At 71.3% G+C, this 17,394-nt stretch carries 16 protein-coding genes and 3 tRNA genes; 8 read left to right on the top strand and 11 right to left on the bottom strand.

Annotated elements, in window-relative coordinates:
* Positions 1-55: 55 nt before the first annotated feature.
* The 9 genes from purM to purS form a co-directional block, all read right to left on the bottom strand.
* Positions 56-1,129, bottom strand: coding sequence for a phosphoribosylformylglycinamidine cyclo-ligase (purM, locus tag ACH4UK_RS19235; protein WP_398357682.1), 1,074 nt, complete (start codon positions 1,127-1,129; stop codon positions 56-58).
* 60 nt (positions 1,130-1,189) lie between these two features.
* The gene (purF, locus tag ACH4UK_RS19230) at positions 1,190-2,716 is read right to left on the bottom strand and encodes an amidophosphoribosyltransferase (protein ID WP_398357680.1); all 1,527 of its coding nucleotides are present in this window, start codon (positions 2,714-2,716) and stop codon (positions 1,190-1,192) included.
* A 331-nt stretch (positions 2,717-3,047) separates the two neighbouring features.
* The gene (locus ACH4UK_RS19225) at positions 3,048-3,902 is read right to left on the bottom strand and encodes an META domain-containing protein (protein ID WP_398357679.1); all 855 of its coding nucleotides are present in this window, start codon (positions 3,900-3,902) and stop codon (positions 3,048-3,050) included.
* Positions 3,903-3,964: 62 nt separating this feature from the next.
* Complete coding sequence (locus ACH4UK_RS19220; protein ID WP_398357677.1) at positions 3,965-4,768, bottom strand: sterol carrier family protein; 804 nt, start codon at positions 4,766-4,768, stop codon at positions 3,965-3,967.
* 37 nt (positions 4,769-4,805) lie between these two features.
* Positions 4,806-5,657 (bottom strand): M23 family metallopeptidase, encoded by an 852-nt coding sequence (locus ACH4UK_RS19215; protein ID WP_398357676.1) that lies wholly within the window; start codon positions 5,655-5,657, stop codon positions 4,806-4,808.
* 39 nt (positions 5,658-5,696) lie between these two features.
* On the bottom strand, positions 5,697-6,203 hold the full coding sequence (locus ACH4UK_RS19210; RefSeq protein ID WP_398357674.1) for an ArsR/SmtB family transcription factor: 507 nt from the start codon (positions 6,201-6,203) through the stop codon (positions 5,697-5,699).
* 126 nt (positions 6,204-6,329) lie between these two features.
* On the bottom strand, positions 6,330-8,579 hold the full coding sequence (gene purL, locus ACH4UK_RS19205) for a phosphoribosylformylglycinamidine synthase subunit PurL (protein ID WP_398357672.1): 2,250 nt from the start codon (positions 8,577-8,579) through the stop codon (positions 6,330-6,332).
* Positions 8,576-9,256 (bottom strand): phosphoribosylformylglycinamidine synthase subunit PurQ, encoded by a 681-nt coding sequence (gene purQ, locus ACH4UK_RS19200; RefSeq protein WP_384333487.1) that lies wholly within the window; start codon positions 9,254-9,256, stop codon positions 8,576-8,578. The genes purL and purQ overlap by 4 nt, the downstream gene beginning before the upstream one ends.
* Positions 9,253-9,504 (bottom strand): phosphoribosylformylglycinamidine synthase subunit PurS, encoded by a 252-nt coding sequence (gene purS / locus ACH4UK_RS19195; RefSeq protein WP_003968034.1) that lies wholly within the window; start codon positions 9,502-9,504, stop codon positions 9,253-9,255. Before purS ends, purQ begins: the two co-directional genes overlap by 4 nt.
* Before the next feature lie 420 nt (positions 9,505-9,924).
* Between purS and ACH4UK_RS19190 the strand changes: the two genes are divergently transcribed.
* The 8 genes from ACH4UK_RS19190 to ACH4UK_RS19155 all read left to right on the top strand — a co-directional run bounded on the left by ACH4UK_RS19190 (position 9,925) and on the right by ACH4UK_RS19155 (position 14,738).
* Positions 9,925-10,260 (top strand): Lsr2 family protein, encoded by a 336-nt coding sequence (locus tag ACH4UK_RS19190; protein ID WP_398357670.1) that lies wholly within the window; start codon positions 9,925-9,927, stop codon positions 10,258-10,260.
* A 223-nt stretch (positions 10,261-10,483) separates the two neighbouring features.
* Positions 10,484-10,555 (top strand) — tRNA-Gly (locus ACH4UK_RS19185).
* A gap of 79 nt (positions 10,556-10,634) precedes the next feature.
* Positions 10,635-10,707: transfer RNA gene (locus ACH4UK_RS19180), tRNA-Gly, on the top strand.
* Between the two features lie 141 nt (positions 10,708-10,848).
* Entirely contained in the window at positions 10,849-11,856 is a 1,008-nt protein-coding gene (locus ACH4UK_RS19175; RefSeq protein WP_398357668.1) for an ABC transporter ATP-binding protein, read from the top strand.
* Positions 11,853-12,671, top strand: coding sequence for an ABC transporter permease (locus ACH4UK_RS19170; RefSeq protein ID WP_398357666.1), 819 nt, complete (start codon positions 11,853-11,855; stop codon positions 12,669-12,671). The genes ACH4UK_RS19175 and ACH4UK_RS19170 overlap by 4 nt, the downstream gene beginning before the upstream one ends.
* Position 12,672: 1 nt before the next feature.
* Positions 12,673-14,022: a sensor histidine kinase gene (locus tag ACH4UK_RS19165; RefSeq protein ID WP_398357664.1), complete on the top strand. Its 1,350-nt coding sequence runs from the start codon at positions 12,673-12,675 to the stop codon at positions 14,020-14,022.
* On the top strand, positions 14,019-14,639 hold the full coding sequence (locus ACH4UK_RS19160; RefSeq protein ID WP_003968028.1) for a response regulator transcription factor: 621 nt from the start codon (positions 14,019-14,021) through the stop codon (positions 14,637-14,639). Before ACH4UK_RS19165 ends, ACH4UK_RS19160 begins: the two co-directional genes overlap by 4 nt.
* A gap of 23 nt (positions 14,640-14,662) precedes the next feature.
* A tRNA-Gly gene (locus ACH4UK_RS19155) sits at positions 14,663-14,738 on the top strand.
* Between the two features lie 54 nt (positions 14,739-14,792).
* Here the strand turns inward: ACH4UK_RS19155 and ACH4UK_RS19150 are convergent.
* Entirely contained in the window at positions 14,793-15,707 is a 915-nt protein-coding gene (locus tag ACH4UK_RS19150; RefSeq protein ID WP_398357662.1) for a phosphoribosylaminoimidazolesuccinocarboxamide synthase, read from the bottom strand.
* Positions 15,708-15,825: 118 nt separating this feature from the next.
* Positions 15,826-17,286: a N,N-dimethylformamidase beta subunit family domain-containing protein gene (locus ACH4UK_RS19145; RefSeq protein ID WP_398357660.1), complete on the bottom strand. Its 1,461-nt coding sequence runs from the start codon at positions 17,284-17,286 to the stop codon at positions 15,826-15,828.
* Positions 17,287-17,394: the final 108 nt, after the last annotated feature.

Raw genomic sequence — 17,394 nt, 5'->3', positions numbered from 1 at the left:
GTCGCTCGGGGCGGCCCGCCCGGTGCACAGCGGCGTCACGGCTGTCCGTGGCTGCCTATCGGGCGTAGTTGCCGGTCAGCGCCGCGCCGGTGGCGTGGTCACCGCGGTCGGTGATCTCCCCGGCGACCCAGGAGTCGACCCCGCGGTCGGCCAGGGTCGTCAGCGCGGCCTCCACCGAGTCGGCCGGGACGATCGCGATCATGCCGACGCCCATGTTCAGCGTCTTCTCCAGCTCCAGCCGCTCGACCTTGCCTGCGGTGCCGACCAGGTCGAAGACCGCGCCGGGCGTCCAGGTGGAACGGTCCACGGTGGCGTGCAGAGCGTCCGGGACGACCCGGGCCAGGTTGTTCGCCAGGCCGCCGCCGGTGACGTGGCTGAAGCCGTGCACCTCGGTCGTCCGGGTGAGCGCCAGGCAGTCCAGCGAGTAGATCCGGGTGGGCTCCAGGAGCTCCTCGCCGAGCGTCCGGCCGAACTCCTCGATCTCCCGGTCCAGCGTCCAGCCGGCCCGGTCGAAGACCACGTGGCGGACGAGCGAGTACCCGTTGGAGTGAAGACCGGAGGACGCCATGGCGATGACCGCGTCACCCTTGCGGATACGGTCCGGGCCGAGCAGCCGGTCGGCCTCGACCACGCCCGTGCCGGCGCCGGCGACGTCGAAGTCGTCCGGGCCCAGCAGGCCCGGGTGCTCGGCGGTCTCGCCGCCGACCAGGGCGCAGCCGGCCAGGACACAGCCTTCGGCGATGCCCTTGACGATGGCCGCGACACGCTCGGGGTGCACCTTGCCGACGCAGATGTAGTCGGTCATGAACAGCGGCTCGGCGCCGCAGACGACGAGGTCGTCCACGACCATGCCGACGAGGTCGTGGCCGATGGTGTCGTACACGCCCATCTGACGCGCCAGGTCCACCTTGGTGCCGACGCCGTCGGTGGCGGAGGCGAGCAGCGGACGCTCGTAGCGCTTGAGCGCCGAGGCGTCGAAGAGGCCGGCGAAGCCGCCGAGACCGCCGAGGCCCGCGACCTCGGGCCGCTGCGTCTTCTTCACCCACTCCTTCATCAGCTCGACGGCACGGTCACCGGCTTCGATGTCGACGCCGGCCGCCGCGTAGGAAGCACCTGTTGTCTCAGACATGGCCTGGGATCTTTCGTGTGGAGATACGGGGCTGGTGGGAGGGGCGGCGGCGCGTCCGGGTCACGGACGGCGCAGCGCGTCGGCCGCGGCGGTCGCCGCGGGGCCCGCCGCCAGCTCGGTCTCCAGCAGCTGCTTGCCGAGCAGCTCCGGGTCCGGGAGCTCCATCGGGTACACCCCGTCGAAGCAGGCGCGGCAGAGGTTCGGCTTGTCGATCGTCGTCGCCTCGATCATCGCGTCGATCGAGATGTACGAGAGGGAGTCGGCGCCCATCGAGGTGCAGATCTCGTCGACGGTCATGCCGTTGGCGATCAGCTCGGCGCGGGTCGCGAAGTCGATCCCGAAGAAGCAGGGCCACTTCACCGGCGGCGAGGAGATCCGGATGTGGATCTCGGCGGCGCCCGCCTCGCGGAGCATCCGGACCAGGGCGCGCTGGGTGTTGCCGCGGACGATCGAGTCGTCGACGACCACCAGGCGCTTGCCCTTGATGACTTCCTTCAGCGGGTTCAGCTTGAGCCGGATACCGAGCTGGCGGATGGTCTGCGAGGGCTGGATGAAGGTCCGGCCGACGTAGGCGTTCTTCACCAGTCCGGCGCCGAAGGGGATGCCGCTGGCCTCCGCGTACCCGATCGCGGCGGGAGTGCCGGATTCCGGGGTCGCTATGACGAGATCCGCCTCGGCGGGAGCCTCGGCGGCCAGCCGGCGGCCCATCTCCACCCGGGAGAGGTAGACGTTCCGCCCGGCGATGTCGGTGTCGGGACGGGCCAGGTAGACGTACTCGAAGACACAGCCCTTGGGCTTCGCTTCCGCGAATCGAGTGGTGCGCAGACCGTTCTCGTCGATGGCGACGAGCTCGCCCGGCTCGATCTCGCGTACGTAGCTGGCGCCGCAGATGTCGAGCGCGGCGGACTCGGAGGCGACCACCCAGCCGCGCTCGAGGCGGCCCAGCACCAGCGGGCGGATGCCCTGCGGGTCGCGGGCGGCGTACAGCGTGTGCTCGTCCATGAAGACGAGGGAGAAGGCGCCCTTGACGTCGGGGAGCACCTTGGCGGCGGCTTCCTCGATGGTGAGCGGCTTGTCGTTCTCGTCGCGCTGCCCGGCGAGCAGCGCGGTCACCAGGTCGGTGTCGTTGGTCGCGGCGACCTGGGTGGCACGGCCGTCCTTGCGCGGAAGGTCGGCGACCATCTCCGCGAGCTGGGCGGTGTTGACCAGGTTCCCGTTGTGGCCGAGGGCGATCGAGCCGTGCGCGGTGGCACGGAACGTCGGCTGCGCGTTCTCCCACACCGAGGCGCCGGTGGTGGAGTAGCGGGCATGACCGACCGCGATATGGCCCTGGAGGGAACCCAGAGACGTTTCGTCGAAGACCTGCGAGACCAGTCCCATGTCCTTGAAGACCAGGATCTGGGACCCGTTGCTCACTGCGATGCCCGCGGATTCCTGTCCGCGGTGCTGCAGGGCATACAGTCCGAAATAGGTGAGCTTGGCGACCTCTTCACCCGGAGCCCAGACACCGAAGACGCCACAAGCGTCCTGGGGGCCTTTCTCTCCGGGGAGCAGGTCGTGGTTGAGTCGTCCATCACCACGGGGCACGGCACCGAGTGTAGGCGAGATCGACCACTGGTCCGAATTGGGGACCGGTGGGCAAACGCGCGGTGGAGCACGGAAAACGGGCCCGCCCGCCGCCCGGGGCGGGCGATTCGCGGGACTTCGAGCGATCACGCTGCGTGACCGCCGGGCCGGCCGCCCCGGCTCCGCGGGGCGGCGGCGGCGGTCAGTGCCGGGCCGAGAGGCCAGTTACCGGCCAGTAGGGGTCGGGGGCGGCGGACGGCCGGCCGTGGCGCTCGGTGAACCCACCCGATCTACGCCCCGGCCGTCGGCCGAACGCTTGTTTCGTGGTGAGCCTCACACCGGGGAGCCGGCTTCAGCCGTGCTGGGAGCCCTTCCCGGCCCCGGGGGATGCGGCCGACGCGCCGATCCCCTTGCCGTCGGCCGCGGTGACGGTGAGCGTGCTGCCCACGATCGTGTAGGTCGTCGAGCCCTTGAGGGCGGCGAGCACGGCGCGCTCCACCTCCATCTCCGCCTCCGGACACATCTTCCGGGTGCCGACCACCGGACCGAACGTGATCGTGTCGTCCTTGACCGTCGCCTTGCCGCGGAAGGAGTTGCAGCCGGAGTTGCCCTGGACCGCGCCGCCCTCGGAGAGGGTCAGATGGGGCGCCCGCTCCTTCGGCAGATCCGCCGGCACCGAGGTGGCCGTCTTTCCGCTGAGCAGCGTGGTCACCGCCCATCGGGTGCCGACCAGATCGGCGGGCTTCTCCTCGCTGAGCGCCATCGTGTCGCCGCTTTCGGTGGTGAGGGTGAGCCGGTCGCCGGAGAGCTTCGCGGTGTGCTCGCCGCCCATCGCGTCGATGGCGGCCTTCTCGAACTTCTCGATGCTCTCCTCGCACGCCATCTGCGTGGTCACGGGCTTGCCCAGGGTGATCCGGTCGCCTTTCACCCGGGCGTCCACGCTGATGTGGTTGCAGCCGAAGTGGGCCTTGGCCCGGCCCTTCGGATCGATCTCCAGCCGGGCCCCCTTCGGGGCCTCGGTCTTCTTCCCGCCGACGGTCACGGAGTCGACGCTCCACGCCACCCCGGTGACGGGGACATCGCTCTGCACGGTGTCGCCGCCGTCGCCGGAGCCCTTGGCGGAGCCGGAACCCGACTCCGTACCGCAGGCGGCGAGGGCGAGGAGGGCCAGGACACTGACGCTGAGGGTCGTACGTTGGGTGCGCATGGCGATGTGACGGTACGAGGGCCCGATCCGGTTCCGCCCGTTCCGGCAGGGGGCGGGCCGTCTCAGCCCATCAGCGGCAGCAGCTCGGCCAGATCCGCCCGCTCGCCGCTGGCGCTGACCTCGGCGTCCGCCAGGGCCCGCGCCCATTCCGTACGCCCGGTGGCGAGCCGGATCCAGGTCAGCGCACCGGTCTCCACGACGTTGGGCGGGGTGCCCCGGGTGTGCTTGGGCCCGCCGATGCACTGGACCACCGCGAACGGCGGGACGCGCACCTCGACCGATCCGCCGGGGGCCCGGTCCGCGAGGGCGTCGGCCAGCAGCCGGGTGCAGGCGGCCAGCGCCTGCCGGTCGTACGGGATCTCCAGCCCGAGCGCCTCGTTGAGGTCGTCCGTGTGGACGGTCAGCTCGACGGTCCGGGTGACCAGGTAGTCGGCCAGCCGCATGGCGCCGACCCGGGTGGTCAGCAGCCGCTCCCCCGCGCCGGACGCCGGGACGGCCGCGAGGAATCCCGCCTCGACCTCCTCGTACAGCGTGCCGAGGTCGGGCCGCTCGACCGCCAGGTCCTCGACGTCCTCGGCGATGCGGGCGGCGTGCGCGACGGTGGCCGAGGGCCACTCCAGCAGGACGACCTCGGGCTTGGGGCCGGGCGGCTCCGGCAGGGCCAGCGACCGGGTGACGCTGTTCAGGCCCATCGCGACATGCGCGGCGAGCTCCCGCACCGTCCACTCGCCCAGCCGGGTCGGCCGGGCGAGCTGGTCGGGCGTCAACCTGCGGACGGCGTCGCGCACATGGGCGAACTGGGCGAGGACCGCGGTCCGGGTCCTGAGGTGGTCGTAGGTGCGCGGACGCTTCTTGGCCGGGGGCATGGGGCCGAGACTAACCGGCCCCTGCGACATCGCCCGGTCAGGCCGGTGTCACCTGCTCCTCGACCGTGAACGTCTCGCCGCTCGCGGGGACTCCGACGCCCCGCCAGGTGAACGGGACGCCCCGGGCCGCGTCGGGGTCCGGGCCGTCCATGAGGTGGAAGTGCAGATGGGGCTCGGTGGTGTTCCCGGAGTTCCCCACGCCGGCGATCCGCTGCCCGGCGCGGACCGTGTCCCCGGCGCGGACCTGGAGCGAGCCGCGCTGGACGTGGGCGTAGACGGCGTACGTCCCGTCGCCCAGATCGAGGATCACGTGGTTGCCGATGATCCGGTGCGCGCCCATGGTCGAGCGGACGTTGCCCTCGACGAGCAGCAGATAGGCGAGAGCGGGCAGTGAGTTGCGGCTCAGATGGTCGCGCTGGCCGTCGCTCGCCCGGACCACCGTGGCATCGGCCACCGCGAGCAGCGGAGCGCCGAAGGCCGGGAAGTGACGGTTGCGGCGGAAGAGGGGCCACACCGGGCGGAACGGCGGACGGGCCGGGGCCCCGCCCTCCCCCGGGTCCGGCTCGGCCACGATGTCGATCGCGTACGTCTGCCCGTAGACATGCGTCCCGTGGCTCGGCACCTTGTCCGCCGGGCTGTTCAGGGCGGACCAGCGCCCGGTCACCGGCGGGGCGACCTCCACCGGGTCCGGCGCCGCGCCCCGGGGCGCGGCGGCCCGGCTCTGGAGCACGATCACCGTCAGCAGGAGGACCGCCACGACCGTCGCGGGCAGCAGCGTGGTCGCCCACCCCGGACCGGGCAGGTCGACGAAGAACTCGGCGATCACCAGCGCGAGCAGCACCACCCAGGAAACCCGGTGGGCCCTCTCCACAGCTTTACGGACGGACATGTTCGGCTCTCCCCCTGTAGTCGTCTTCGGTCGTCGGCCCTACGGCGTCGCCGCCGTCAGCACCACCAGCAGCGGCACCACCCGGGCGGGCGGGATCTCGTACCGGCCGCGTCCTGCCGCGCGCAGCCATCCCGCGCCGGTCAACTGGCGCAGATGGTGGTAGATCTGGCCGGTGGTGCCGACCCCGTCGAGCGCGGCCAGCTCGGCGGCCGTCCTGAGGCCGCCGAGGATCTCGCGGAGCAGGCGCAGCCGGACCGGGTGGCCCAGCGCGGCGAACGACTCGGCGGCGTCCGCCCAGTCCCCGTCGACCAGGGCCTCGGTGAGGGCGCCGTACTGCCACTCGTAACTCTCACCGGTGGGCAGCCGGACCGCGCCCGTGTAGAGCACGCCTCCGTCGGCCGCGGCCTCGCCGACCTCGGCGAGCTGCTGTTTCAGCCCGTTCAGGGCCCAGAAGTCGCCGTCGCCCAGACGCGGGGACGCGGGGTCCTGCCGCTCCAGTGCCGTGAGCCGCCGCTCCAGCTCGGCGACCCGCTGCTCCAGCTCCATGACACCAACCTTACGTAATTACGTAATCTCTATCAAGAGGACGGGGAAAGAACGGCCGAAGCCCCCGCCCGGATCATCCGGGCGGGGGCTTCGGGCCCACCGGTCGACGCGCGACCCGACAGGCTCTCAGGCGAGCAGCGCGGGGATCGTCGCCTCGTGCGCCGTACGGAGCTCGCTCAGCGGGATGCTGAACTCGCCCTGGATCTCGATCTCCTCGCCGTCCACGACACCGATGCGGGCGACGGGCAGACCGCGCGCCCCGCACATGTCGTTGAAGCGGAGCTCCTCGCTGCGCGGGATCGAGACGACCGCGCGTCCCGCCGACTCGGAGAAGAGGAACGTGAACGCGTCCAGTCCGTCCGGCACGACCAGCCGGGCGCCCTTCCCGCCGCGCAGGCAGGACTCGGTGACGGCCTGGATCAGGCCGCCGTCGCTCAGGTCGTGCGCGGCGTCGATCATGCCGTCGCGGGAGGCCGAGATGAGGATCTCGGCGAGCAGCTTCTCGCGGCCCAGGTCCACCTTCGGCGGCAGGCCGCCCAGGTGCTGGTGGACGACCTCGGACCAGGCCGAGCCGCCGAACTCCTCGCGGGTGTCGCCCAGCAGGTAGAGGAGCTGGCCCTCTTCCGCGAAGGCGACCGGCGTACGCCGGTTGACGTCGTCGATCACGCCGAGCACGGCCACGACCGGCGTCGGGTGGATCGCCGTCTCACCGGTCTGGTTGTACAGCGAGACGTTGCCGCCGGTGACCGGGGTGCCCAGCTCCAGGCAGCCGTCCGCGAGACCGCGGGTGGCCTCGGCGAACTGCCACATGACGTCCGGGTCCTCGGGGGAGCCGAAGTTGAGGCAGTCCGAGATGGCCAGCGGCTTGGCGCCGGAGGCGGCGACGTTGCGGTACGACTCCGCCAGCGCGAGCTGCGCGCCGGTGTACGGGTCGAGCTTGGCGTACCGGCCGTTGCCGTCGGTCGCCATCGCGACGCCGAGGTTCGACTCGGCGTCGATGCGGACCATGCCCGCGTCCTCGGGCATCGCGAGGACGGTGTTGCCCTGCACGAAGCGGTCGTACTGGTCGGTGATCCACGCCTTGGAGGCCTGGTTCGGGGAGGCGACCAGCTTGAGGACCTGCTCGCGCAGCTCGGCGGCGTCCGCCGGGCGGGCGAGCTTGCCGGCGTCGTCCGCCTGGAGCGCGTCCTGCCAGGACGGGCGGGCGAACGGGCGGTGGTAGACCGGGCCGTCGTGCGCGACCGAGCGCGGCGGGACGTCCACGATCTGCTCGCCGTGCCAGAAGATCTCCAGCTGGGAGCCCTCGGTCACCTCACCGATGACGGTGGCGATGACGTCCCACTTCTCGCAGATCTCCAGGAAGCGGTCCACGTGCTGCGGCTCGACGATCGCGCACATGCGCTCCTGCGACTCGCTCATGAGGATTTCCTCGGGCGAGAGGGAGGAGTCGCGCAGCGGCACGGTGTCCAGCTCGACGCGCATCCCGCCGGAACCGGCCGAGGCCAGCTCGCTGGTGGCGCAGGAGAGCCCGGCGCCGCCGAGGTCCTGGATGCCCGCGACGAGCCTCTCCTTGAAGATCTCCAGGGTGCACTCGATGAGGAGCTTCTCCTGGAACGGGTCGCCGACCTGGACGGCGGGGCGCTTGGCCGGGCCGGTGGACTCGAAGGTCTCGCTCGCCAGCACGGAGACGCCGCCGATGCCGTCGCCGCCGGTGCGGGCGCCGTACAGGATCACCTTGTTGCCGGGACCGGACGCCTGCGCGAGGTGGATGTCCTCGTGCTTCATCACGCCGATGCACCCGGCGTTGACCAGCGGGTTGCCCTGGTAGCAGGCGTCGAAGACGACCTCGCCGCCGATGTTGGGCAGGCCCAGGCAGTTGCCGTAGCCACCGATGCCCGCGACGACGCCCGGCAGGACGCGCTTGGTGTCGGGGTGGTCGGCCGCGCCGAAGCGCAGCGGGTCCACGACCGCGATCGGCCGGGCGCCCATGGCGAGGATGTCGCGGACGATGCCGCCGATGCCGGTGGCCGCGCCCTGGTAGGGCTCGATGTACGAGGGGTGGTTGTGCGACTCGACCTTGAAGGTGACCGCGTACCCCTGGCCGACGTCGACGACGCCGGCGTTCTCGCCGATGCCGACGAGCATGGCGTCGTTGGCCGGGACCTTCTCGCCGAACTGCTTGAGGTGGACCTTGCTGCTCTTGTACGAGCAATGCTCCGACCACATCACCGAGTACATGGCGAGCTCGGCGCCGGTGGGACGGCGGCCCAGGATCTCGCGGATCCGGGCGTACTCGTCCTCCTTGAGGCCGAGCTCCTTCCAGGGCTGCTCGGCGTCCGGGGTCTCGGCCGCGTGCTTGACCGTATCCAGGCTCATGCGTTGACCAGCTTCTTGATGATCGAGGTGAAGAAACCGAGGCCGTCGGTGCGGCCGGTGCCGATCAGCGGCTCCACGGCGTGCTCCGGGTGCGGCATCAGACCGACGATGTTGCCCGCGGCGTTGGTGATGCCCGCGATGTCGCGGAGCGAGCCGTTGGGGTTGCCGTCCAGGTAGCGGAAGGCGACGCGGCCCTCGGCCTCCAGCTCGTCGAGCGTGTGCTCGTCGGCGGTGTACCGGCCGTCCATGTTCTTGAGCGGGACCCTGATCTCCTGGCCGGCGCTGTAGTCCGAGGTCCAGGCGGTCTCCGCGTTCTCCACCCGCAGGCTCTGGTCGCGGCAGATGAAGTGGAGGTGGTTGTTGCGCAGCATCGCGCCGGGCAGCAGGTGCGCCTCGGTCAGGATCTGGAATCCGTTGCAGATGCCGAGGACCGGCATACCGGCCTTCGCCTGCTCGATGAGCGTTTCCATCACCGGCGAGAAGCGGGAGATGGCTCCGGCGCGGAGGTAGTCCCCGTAGGAGAAACCACCGGCCAGGACGACCGCGTCGACCTGGTGCAGGTCCTTGTCGCGGTGCCACAGGGATACGGGCTCGGCGCCCGCGATCCGGACGGCGCGCAGGGCGTCCTGATCATCGAGGGTGCCGGGAAAAGTGACGACGCCGATACGGGTGGTCACTTCTCCTCCTCCACCTTCACGACGAAGTCCTCGATGACGGTGTTGGCGAGGAACGTCTCGGCCAGCTCGTTAATACGGGCGAGGGCGGCGTCGTCGACCGGTCCCTCGACCTCGAGCTCGAAACGCTTTCCCTGACGAACGTCCGCGATTCCCTCGAAGCCGAGACGGGGCAGTGCACGCTGCACAGCCTGTCCCTGCGGGTCGAGGATCTCGGGCTTGAGCATGACGTCGACTACGACGCGTGCCACTGGCACTCCCGGTGTGGTGGTGTGATGCGGCTGTCTCTCCGGGGGGTTCCCCAGACCCCCGCGGGTCCACTCAGCGTACCTGGCCAAAATTTCTACGCGGGTAGATATCGGACGGAACGAACCCGGTGAGCGCCCTGCGCAGATCACGCCGAGATATCGGCCGCGACACCGCACGGAAAAGGTCTGGAAAAATCGCGCCCGGATTGCACACGGATTGCACACGGACACGCGGATGCAATTGACGGGGCTTCACAATGCGGTACCCACCGCTGTACAAATGATTACCGGGGAAAGCAGCATTGCCCCGGGGACAACGGAACAGTCGACGCCTCGTCGATCCGCATCCGCCCGCCTGACAGCCGGAAGGCCGGCATCCGCGCACGCGACACGCGCCGGTGCCGTAGGAAAGGACCGATATCCGTGGCTCAGCGCGTAGTGGTGACACTCTCCGACGACATCGACGGGGGAACGGCGGCGGAAACGGTGTCCTTCGCCCTGGACGGGAAGACGTACGAGATCGACCTCAATCCCGCCAACGCGAAGAAACTGCGGAAGACCCTGGCGCCCTACGTGGCCGCCGGCCGAAAGCAGACAAACGCCAGCAAGCACGGCAGGACGCCCACGGCCTACCACCACACCTCCCTCGCCCCGGACCCGGCGGCCGTCCGCGCCTGGGCCCGTTCGCACCGGATGGAGGTGCCGGCCCGGGGCCGCATCCCGAAGAAGGTCTACGAGGCGTTCCAGGCGGCCGGTTGAGCCGTGGCGGCGGGGGCCGGTCTAGAGCCGGCCGGCCCTCCCGACGCCGGCGGACCGGGGAGCCGGACGCTCCGTCAGGCGGCCCCGGACGCCCTGCGGACCGGGCTCCGGGGGCCGGTCCGCAGGACCCGCGGGGAGCCGACTTGCGCGACACCCCCGCAGGTCGGCTAGAGTCTGGAGCACGCCGAGGGGCGAGGCCGCAAAGCCGAATCCCACGCAGCGTGCGGGTGTAGTTCAGTAGTAGAACATCCCCCTTCCAGGGGGAAGGCGCAGTGTGCAATTCCTGTCACCCGCTCTGCACGACTCTTCGGACCACTTCGTTGGATCAGGTAGAGTAGTGCTCGCTCCACCGGTGAAAGCCGAGTGGCTGCACTGCGGACGTAGCTCAGTTGGTAGAGCGCAACCTTGCCAAGGTTGAGGTCGCCAGTTCGAACCTGGTCGTCCGCTCAGCATCAAAGGCCCTGACCTCCTCGGTCAGGGCCTTTGTCGTGCTCCCGGCCCCCGCCCCGAACCCCTCATGACGTTTGTCATGAGCAGTGATGACAGCGCGCACTGCTCGCGGGCCTGTTCCGGCGGAAACCTTGAAGCATGACCAGCGACGACATTCTCAGCGACCGCGTGGACGGTCCCGTGATCGAGGCGAACGGGGTACGGCGCCGATACGCCGGCGGCTTCGAGGCCGTGTCCGGGATCTCCTTCTCCGTGGCCCGCGGCGAACTGTTCGCCCTGCTCGGGACGAACGGCGCGGGCAAGACCTCCACCGTGGAACTCCTCGAAGGCCTGGCCCCACCGACCGACGGCACGGTCCGGGTCCTCGGGCACGACCCCTACCGCGAACGCGCCGCCGTCCGCCCCCGTACCGGGGTGATGCTCCAGGAAGGCGGCTTCCCCTCCGACCTCACGGTCATGGAGACCGTACGCATGTGGTCGGCCTGCACCACCGGCGCACGCCCCGCGTCCGAGGCCCTGGAGATGGTCGGCCTGACCGTCCGGGCCGACGTGCGGGTCAAGCAGCTGTCCGGCGGCGAGAAGCGCCGCCTCGACCTGGCGCTCGCCCTGACCTCCCGGCCCGAGGTGCTCTTCCTCGACGAGCCGACGACCGGGCTGGACGCCGAGGGCCGGCAGGAGACCTGGGAGCTCGTCCGGGCGCTGCGGGACAACGGCACGACCGTGCTGCTGACCACGCACTACCTGGAGGAGGCCGAGGCGCTCGCCGACCGCCTGGCGATCATGCATCAGGGGAGGATCGTGACCACCGGGACCATCGCCGAAGTGACCGCACAGCAGCCGGCCAGGATCCGGTTCGTCCTGCCCGAGGCGGTGCCCGCCTCCCGGCTCCCGCTCTCGCTGCGGGCCGCGGCGGAAGGGCAGCGGGTCGAGATCCGCACCCCCGCGCTCCAGGAGTCGCTGCACGAACTCCTCGCGTGGGCCCGGGAGTCGGGCGTACGGCTGCACGGCCTCGACGCCCGCTCCGCCTCCCTGGAGGAGGCGTTCCTCGACATCGCGAAGACCCAGCACGCGCCCCGGGACCAGGACCCGCGTCAGACCTCCGACCGCTCCACCCGCTCCGGCGGCCCGAAGAAGGTGACGGCATGACGACCACGACCCCCGTCCTCGACCGGACGCCCGCCGCTTCCCCCACGGGCGCGGCGGCCGTGGCCCGGCGGCTGACCGCCCTCGGCCGCGCCGAGCTGATCCTCCTGGTGCGCAACCGGACCGCGATCGTCGTGGCCCTGCTGCTGCCCCTCGCGATGATCTTCGCGATGCGGACCTCGCTCGAACAGATCGACCTCGGCGGCACCGGCCTCACCGTCGCCGGCGCCGCCCTGACCGGCGGCATCGGCATGGTGCTCGTCCAGGTCGTCTACATGAACCTCGTCTCCGCGTACGTCGCCCGGCGCGAGGAACTGGTCCTGAAGCGGCTGCGCACCGGCGAGATCTCCGACCGCGAGATCCTCATCGGCACCGCACTGCCGTCCGTCGCCCTGGCGCTCGCCCAGTGCGTGCTGCTGGTGGGGGCCGGCGCGATCGCCTTCGACCTGAGCACACCGCACCGCCCCGACCTCCTGCTGGCCGGACTGCTGCTGGGCTTCGTACTGATGACCGCCCTGGCCGCGGCGACCGCCGTGATCACCCGGACGGTGCAGACCTCGCAGCTCACCACCCTGCCGCTGTTCTTCGTCTCGATGTTCGGCTCCGGGCTCTTCATCCCGCTGGCGGTGTTCCCGGACAAGCTGGCCTCGGTACTGGAGCTGCTGCCGATGACGGGCGTGATGACCCTGATCCGGCACGGCTGGCTCGGCGGCGTCGGCAGCGGCGACCTGGTCATGGCCGGGGTGACCGCGCTGGCCTGGACAGCCTTCGGGGTGTTTGCTGTGCGACGGTGGTTCCGCTGGGACCCGCGCGGCTGACATGAAGGGGCTGACTGGCGTGATCGGTCGGGTACGGGGCTGGCGGCGCGGCTGGCACGAGCGCAGCAAGCTCCAGCGCATCGACCTCTACACACGGGTGACGCTCTGCTCGATCACCTGGTTCTTCGCCCTGTCCTGGGGCCTGCTGCCCCTGGGCAAGACCCTGGACGAGGGACCGACGGCGATCGCCATCGGCGGGGCGTTCCTCCTCGCCAACCTCGTCCAGTCCGTGCTGAGCTGCCGCAATCTGGGGCCCGCCTGCGACGACTACCGGGGGACGGAGCCGTTCCCCCTGGGCCGGCTGCGGCTGCCCGTCGCCCTCCAGGTGGTGATGACCGGCCTGCTGGTGGCCCTCGCGGGGGCGGGCGGCGTCACGGACCAGGCACTGGTGCTGCTGGTGCTGGACCTGCCGGTGGCGTTCGCCATCCCGTACGTCCTGATCATCCCGGTCCGGAAGTTCCTGCTGCAGGCCGCCGGCTACGCGGCGGCCGTCGTGGCGCTCCTGGCGGCCGTGGGGGTGCCCGGCGGGCTGCTGCTCGGGGCAGTCGTCTCGCTGGTCGTCGTCTTCCTGCTGGTCCTCGTCTCGACCCGGCCCAGCATCTGGAGCCTGTCCGTGATGTGGCAGGCGGAGGAGGCGCGGGACATGCAGGCGAGGCTGGCGGTGGCCGAGGAGCGGCTGCGGTTCGGCCGGGACATGCACGACGTACTGGGCCGCAACCTGTCGGTGATCGCGCTGAAGAGCGAGCTGGCCGTGGAGCTGGCCCAGCGGGGCAATCCCACGGCGACGGACCAGATGGTCGAGGTGCAGCGGATCGCCCGTGCCTCCCAGCAGGAGGTCCGCGATGTCGTACGCGGCTATCGGGAGGCCGACCTGCCGACCGAACTCATGGGCGCGCAGGGCGTGTTGCAGGCCGCCGGCATCACCTGCACGGTCGAAGGCGCCGACGGCTCGGCCGGTATCGGAGCTCCGGCCGCCGTACAGGCCGCGCTCGGCTGGGTGGTGCGCGAGACGGCGACGAACGTCCTGCGCCACGGCGACCCGCGCCACTGCTGGATCCGGCTCACACGGACGCGGGACGCGGTGGTCCTGGAGGTCGAGAACGACGGGGCCGGCGCCACGAGTCCGCTCGGCGACCCGGACGACGGCGGCGGTTCGGGCCTGGCCGGGCTGCGCGAACGGCTCGGGGCGCTCGGCGGGACGCTCACCGCCGGAGCCGCCGGGGACGATCTCTTCCGGGTGACGGCGACGGTGCCGCTCACGACCCCCCGCCCGCACCCGAACGGCCGCCGCGGGCCCGCCGCCCCCTCCTCCACGTCCGACGCCCCTTCCGCTCTTCCGGAGGAACGATGACCACCGCGCAGCCCCTGCGGGTCCTGCTGGCCGACGACGAGCACCTGATCCGGGGTGCGCTGGCCGCGCTGCTCGCCCTGGAGGAGGACCTCGTCGTGGTCGCGGAGGCGGCGAGCGGCCCCGAGGCCCTGGCGATGGCGCTGGCGCACCGGCCCGACGTCGCCGTCCTGGACCTCCAGATGCCGGGCGCGGACGGTGTGAAGGTCGCCACATCGCTGCGGACCGAACTGCCTCACTGCCGCACCATGATCGTGACCAGCCACGGCCGCCCCGGACACCTCAAGCGGGCCCTGGCCGCCGGCGTCAGGGGGTTCGTCCCGAAGACGGTCAGCGCCCGGCGGCTGGCCGAGATCATCCGTACCGTCCACGCCGGAAACCGTTACGTGGATCCGGAATTGGCGGCCGACGCCATCTCCGCCGGGGACTCCCCGCTGACCGCCCGGGAGGCCGAGGTGCTCGAACTGGCGGCGGACGGGGCGCCGGTCGCGGAGATCGCGGAGCGGGCCTCGCTGTCCCAGGGGACCGTGCGCAACTATCTGTCCTCGGCCGCCACCAAGATCGGTGCGGAGAACCGGCATACGGCGGTGCGTCTCGCACGCGAGCGGGGTTGGGTATAGTAGGCCTCGCGCTGCGGCGCACTGCGGACGTAGCTCAGTTGGTAGAGCGCAACCTTGCCAAGGTTGAGGTCGCCAGTTCGAACCTGGTCGTCCGCTCCATGAGGAGAAGGCCCCGGTCGTCATCGACCGGGGCCTTCTGCGTATCCCTCTGGGCTAGGACCAGTTGGTGCCCGTCAGCACCTCGTACGCCTCGATGTACTTGGCGCGGGTCGCCGCCACGATCTCCTGCGGCAGCGCCGGGGGCGGCTGCTCGCTCGCGCGGTCCCAGCCGGAGGCCGGCGAGGTCAGCCAGTCGCGCACGAACTGCTTGTCGTAGCTGGGCTGAGCGCGGCCGGGCTGCCAGGTGGCGGCGGGCCAGAAGCGCGAGGAGTCCGGGGTCAGCACCTCGTCGGCGATGATCAGCCGCTCGGTCCCGTCCTCGGCGGTCGCGAAGCCGAACTCGAACTTGGTGTCGGCCAGGATGATCCCGCGCTCGTGCGCGATGTCCCGGGCCCGGCGGTAGACGTCGAGCGTCGTGCGCCGCAGCTCGGCGGCCGTCTCCACGCCGACGGAGCGGGCGATGTCCTCGTAACTGACGTTCTCGTCGTGGTCGCCGACGGCCGCCTTGGTGGCCGGGGTGAAGATCGGGCCGGGCAGCTCGGATCCGTTGACCAGGCCCTCGGGGAGGCCGATGCCGCAGACCGTACGGGTGGCGTCGTACTCGACGAGCCCGGAGCCGGTCAGATAGCCGCGCGCCACGCACTCGATCTCGACCATGCGCAGCGATGTGCAGATGAGGGTGCGGCCCGCCCAGTCGGCCGGGGCGCCGGGCGGCAGCTCGGTGGACAGGACGTGGTTGGGGACCAGGTCGGCGAGCTGGTCGAACCACCACAGCGAGAGCCGGGTGAGGACGCGGCCCTTGTCGGGGATCTCGGTGGGCAGGACCCAGTCGTACGCGGAGATACGGTCGCTGGCGACCATGACGAGGTCGCCCGCCTCGTTCCGGTACAGGTCACGCACCTTGCCGGTGTGCAGGTGGGTGAGGCCCGGAACCTCGACGGGCTCGGGCTTTTCTACAAAACCGGACACGGTGCCTCCGCGTAGATTGATCCAGGAGCGGTTCCGATTGTCCCGTATCCGCGGACGGGGCGCGGGAGCGGGTCCGCGGACACGCCCCTTCCCCGTCGGCCCTGCCTGCGGATCCCGGTCAGTCGCGCTTGCAGATCCGGTCGAGGAGGTTGGCCGTGGCCCGCTGGATCCGGGGGTCGGTGTGCCCGGGGCGGTCCAGCGCCGGTGACCAGGCGAAGGTGCCGGAGGCGAAGACGAGCGCGCCGGAGGGGGCCTGGTAGAGCGAGGTCTCCTGGTGCCGGGTGGCGCCCTCGGAGTCCTCGTACGGGGAGTGGGCGAGCAGGATCCTGTTGTCGTGCTCGGGCAGGCTGGTGCGCGGGAAGTAGCGGTCGGCCTCGCCGGCGACCAGGCCCGGGATCTCGTCGCCCTCGACCGCGCCCGTGGAGTCCCAGAGCCAGTGCTCCGCGTTGCGCACGACCAGCGGGCGGGGCTCGGGCACCCGGCCCGCGTACTGGATGCCCAGGAGCTGCTGCTCGGGCCGGTCCACCTCGCGCCACAGGGCCGACTTTCCGGGCCCCCGGCGTTTTCGGCAGGTCAGCAGGCGGTCCGGCTCGCCGGAGGCGGACGGGGCGAGGCCCACCTGCCAGTACATGGTGTTGGCGGAGAGGAAGACGAGCGAGGTGCCGGAGTCCCGGGCGCGCTCGGCGGCCCGGCGCATCGGCAGCGACCAGTACTCGTCGTGGCCGGGGAAGACCAGGCCCCGGTAGCGGCTGGGGTCGACGCGGCCCGCGTGCAGATCGCGGGCGTCGGCGTAGGCGAGGTCGTAGCCGTACCGCTCGGCCCAGCGGATGAAGTCGTACGCGTGCCCCACGTGGAGCGGGAGGCCGGCCCCGGCGTACGGGCGGTCGAAGGAGATCGTGACGGCGGCGTCCTCCTCGCCGAGCAGCCGCCCCCGCTCGTCCCACGCGTGGTAGAGGCTGGCGCCGGTGCGGCCGTCCTCCGGATAGAGGTTGTACGCCTGCCAGGTGATGTCGGGCAGCAGGAGCAGCAGGTCGGCGGGGTGGTCGTGGCGGACGGTGAAGGGGATGTGCGAGCGGAAGCCGTCGGCGGTGGTCAGGACGGCGACGTACGCGCCGACCGACCAGTAGCTCGGGATCTGGAGCCGCCAGGACATCCACCAGTGGTGGCAGGAGACGGTCCGGTCGGCGGCGAGCGGCGGCGGCTGGACGATGCCGGAGAGCCGCGGGCTCGTGGTGATCTTGGCCGCGCCGTCGCCGCTGTAATGACCGATCCGGTAGACGTCGACGGAGAACTGCTGGGGCGGGTCCACGGTGATGTGGAAGTCGATGGCCTCGCCGGGGGCCGCCGCACCGGGCGAGACGAAGCCCTTGATCTGGCGGCGTACGTCGTCGGCGGTACGGGTGCCGCCGCCGGTGCTCCGGCCGAGCTCCGGGTCGGCGTACCAGGGGACGACCTGACCGGTGTCGTCGAAGTAGGTCTCACTGCCGCGCAGCCAGGGCAACGGGCCCTGCCCGAAGGGATCGCTCACCGCGTGCGCGAGGGCGCCCGACTCCCACCGGCGAATCTGCTCCGCCCCCATGCCGCGCCCCTCCCTCGGATCCCCCGGACAGCTCCCGGGATCCCCCGGACAACTCTGGTGCGCCGGATGTCAGCGCCGATCCCCAGCACATCACATAACGCATGCAGC

It is taken from the genome of Streptomyces sp. NPDC020884 (assembly GCF_044333935.1).
In the GTDB taxonomy this organism is placed as follows: domain Bacteria; phylum Actinomycetota; class Actinomycetes; order Streptomycetales; family Streptomycetaceae; genus Streptomyces.
This window is presented reverse-complemented; position numbering and strand designations above follow the sequence as displayed.

Bases quoted from the DNA above. Each gene is read 5' to 3' on its own strand.
- ACH4UK_RS19220 (WP_398357677.1), bottom strand. From the start codon at position 4,768: ATGCCCCCGGCCAAGAAGCGTCCGCGCACCTACGACCACCTCAGGACC.
- ACH4UK_RS19175 (WP_398357668.1), top strand. From the start codon at position 10,849: ATGACCAGCGACGACATTCTCAGCGACCGCGTGGACGGTCCCGTGATC.
- ACH4UK_RS19160 (WP_003968028.1), top strand. From the start codon at position 14,019: ATGACCACCGCGCAGCCCCTGCGGGTCCTGCTGGCCGACGACGAGCAC.
- purL (WP_398357672.1), bottom strand. From the start codon at position 8,579: ATGAGCCTGGATACGGTCAAGCACGCGGCCGAGACCCCGGACGCCGAG.
- ACH4UK_RS19215 (WP_398357676.1), bottom strand. From the start codon at position 5,657: ATGTCCGTCCGTAAAGCTGTGGAGAGGGCCCACCGGGTTTCCTGGGTG.
- ACH4UK_RS19170 (WP_398357666.1), top strand. From the start codon at position 11,853: ATGACGACCACGACCCCCGTCCTCGACCGGACGCCCGCCGCTTCCCCC.
- ACH4UK_RS19210 (WP_398357674.1), bottom strand. From the start codon at position 6,203: ATGGAGCTGGAGCAGCGGGTCGCCGAGCTGGAGCGGCGGCTCACGGCA.
- ACH4UK_RS19165 (WP_398357664.1), top strand. From the start codon at position 12,673: ATGAAGGGGCTGACTGGCGTGATCGGTCGGGTACGGGGCTGGCGGCGC.
- purM (WP_398357682.1), bottom strand. From the start codon at position 1,129: ATGTCTGAGACAACAGGTGCTTCCTACGCGGCGGCCGGCGTCGACATC.
- ACH4UK_RS19225 (WP_398357679.1), bottom strand. From the start codon at position 3,902: ATGCGCACCCAACGTACGACCCTCAGCGTCAGTGTCCTGGCCCTCCTC.
- ACH4UK_RS19145 (WP_398357660.1), bottom strand. From the start codon at position 17,286: ATGGGGGCGGAGCAGATTCGCCGGTGGGAGTCGGGCGCCCTCGCGCAC.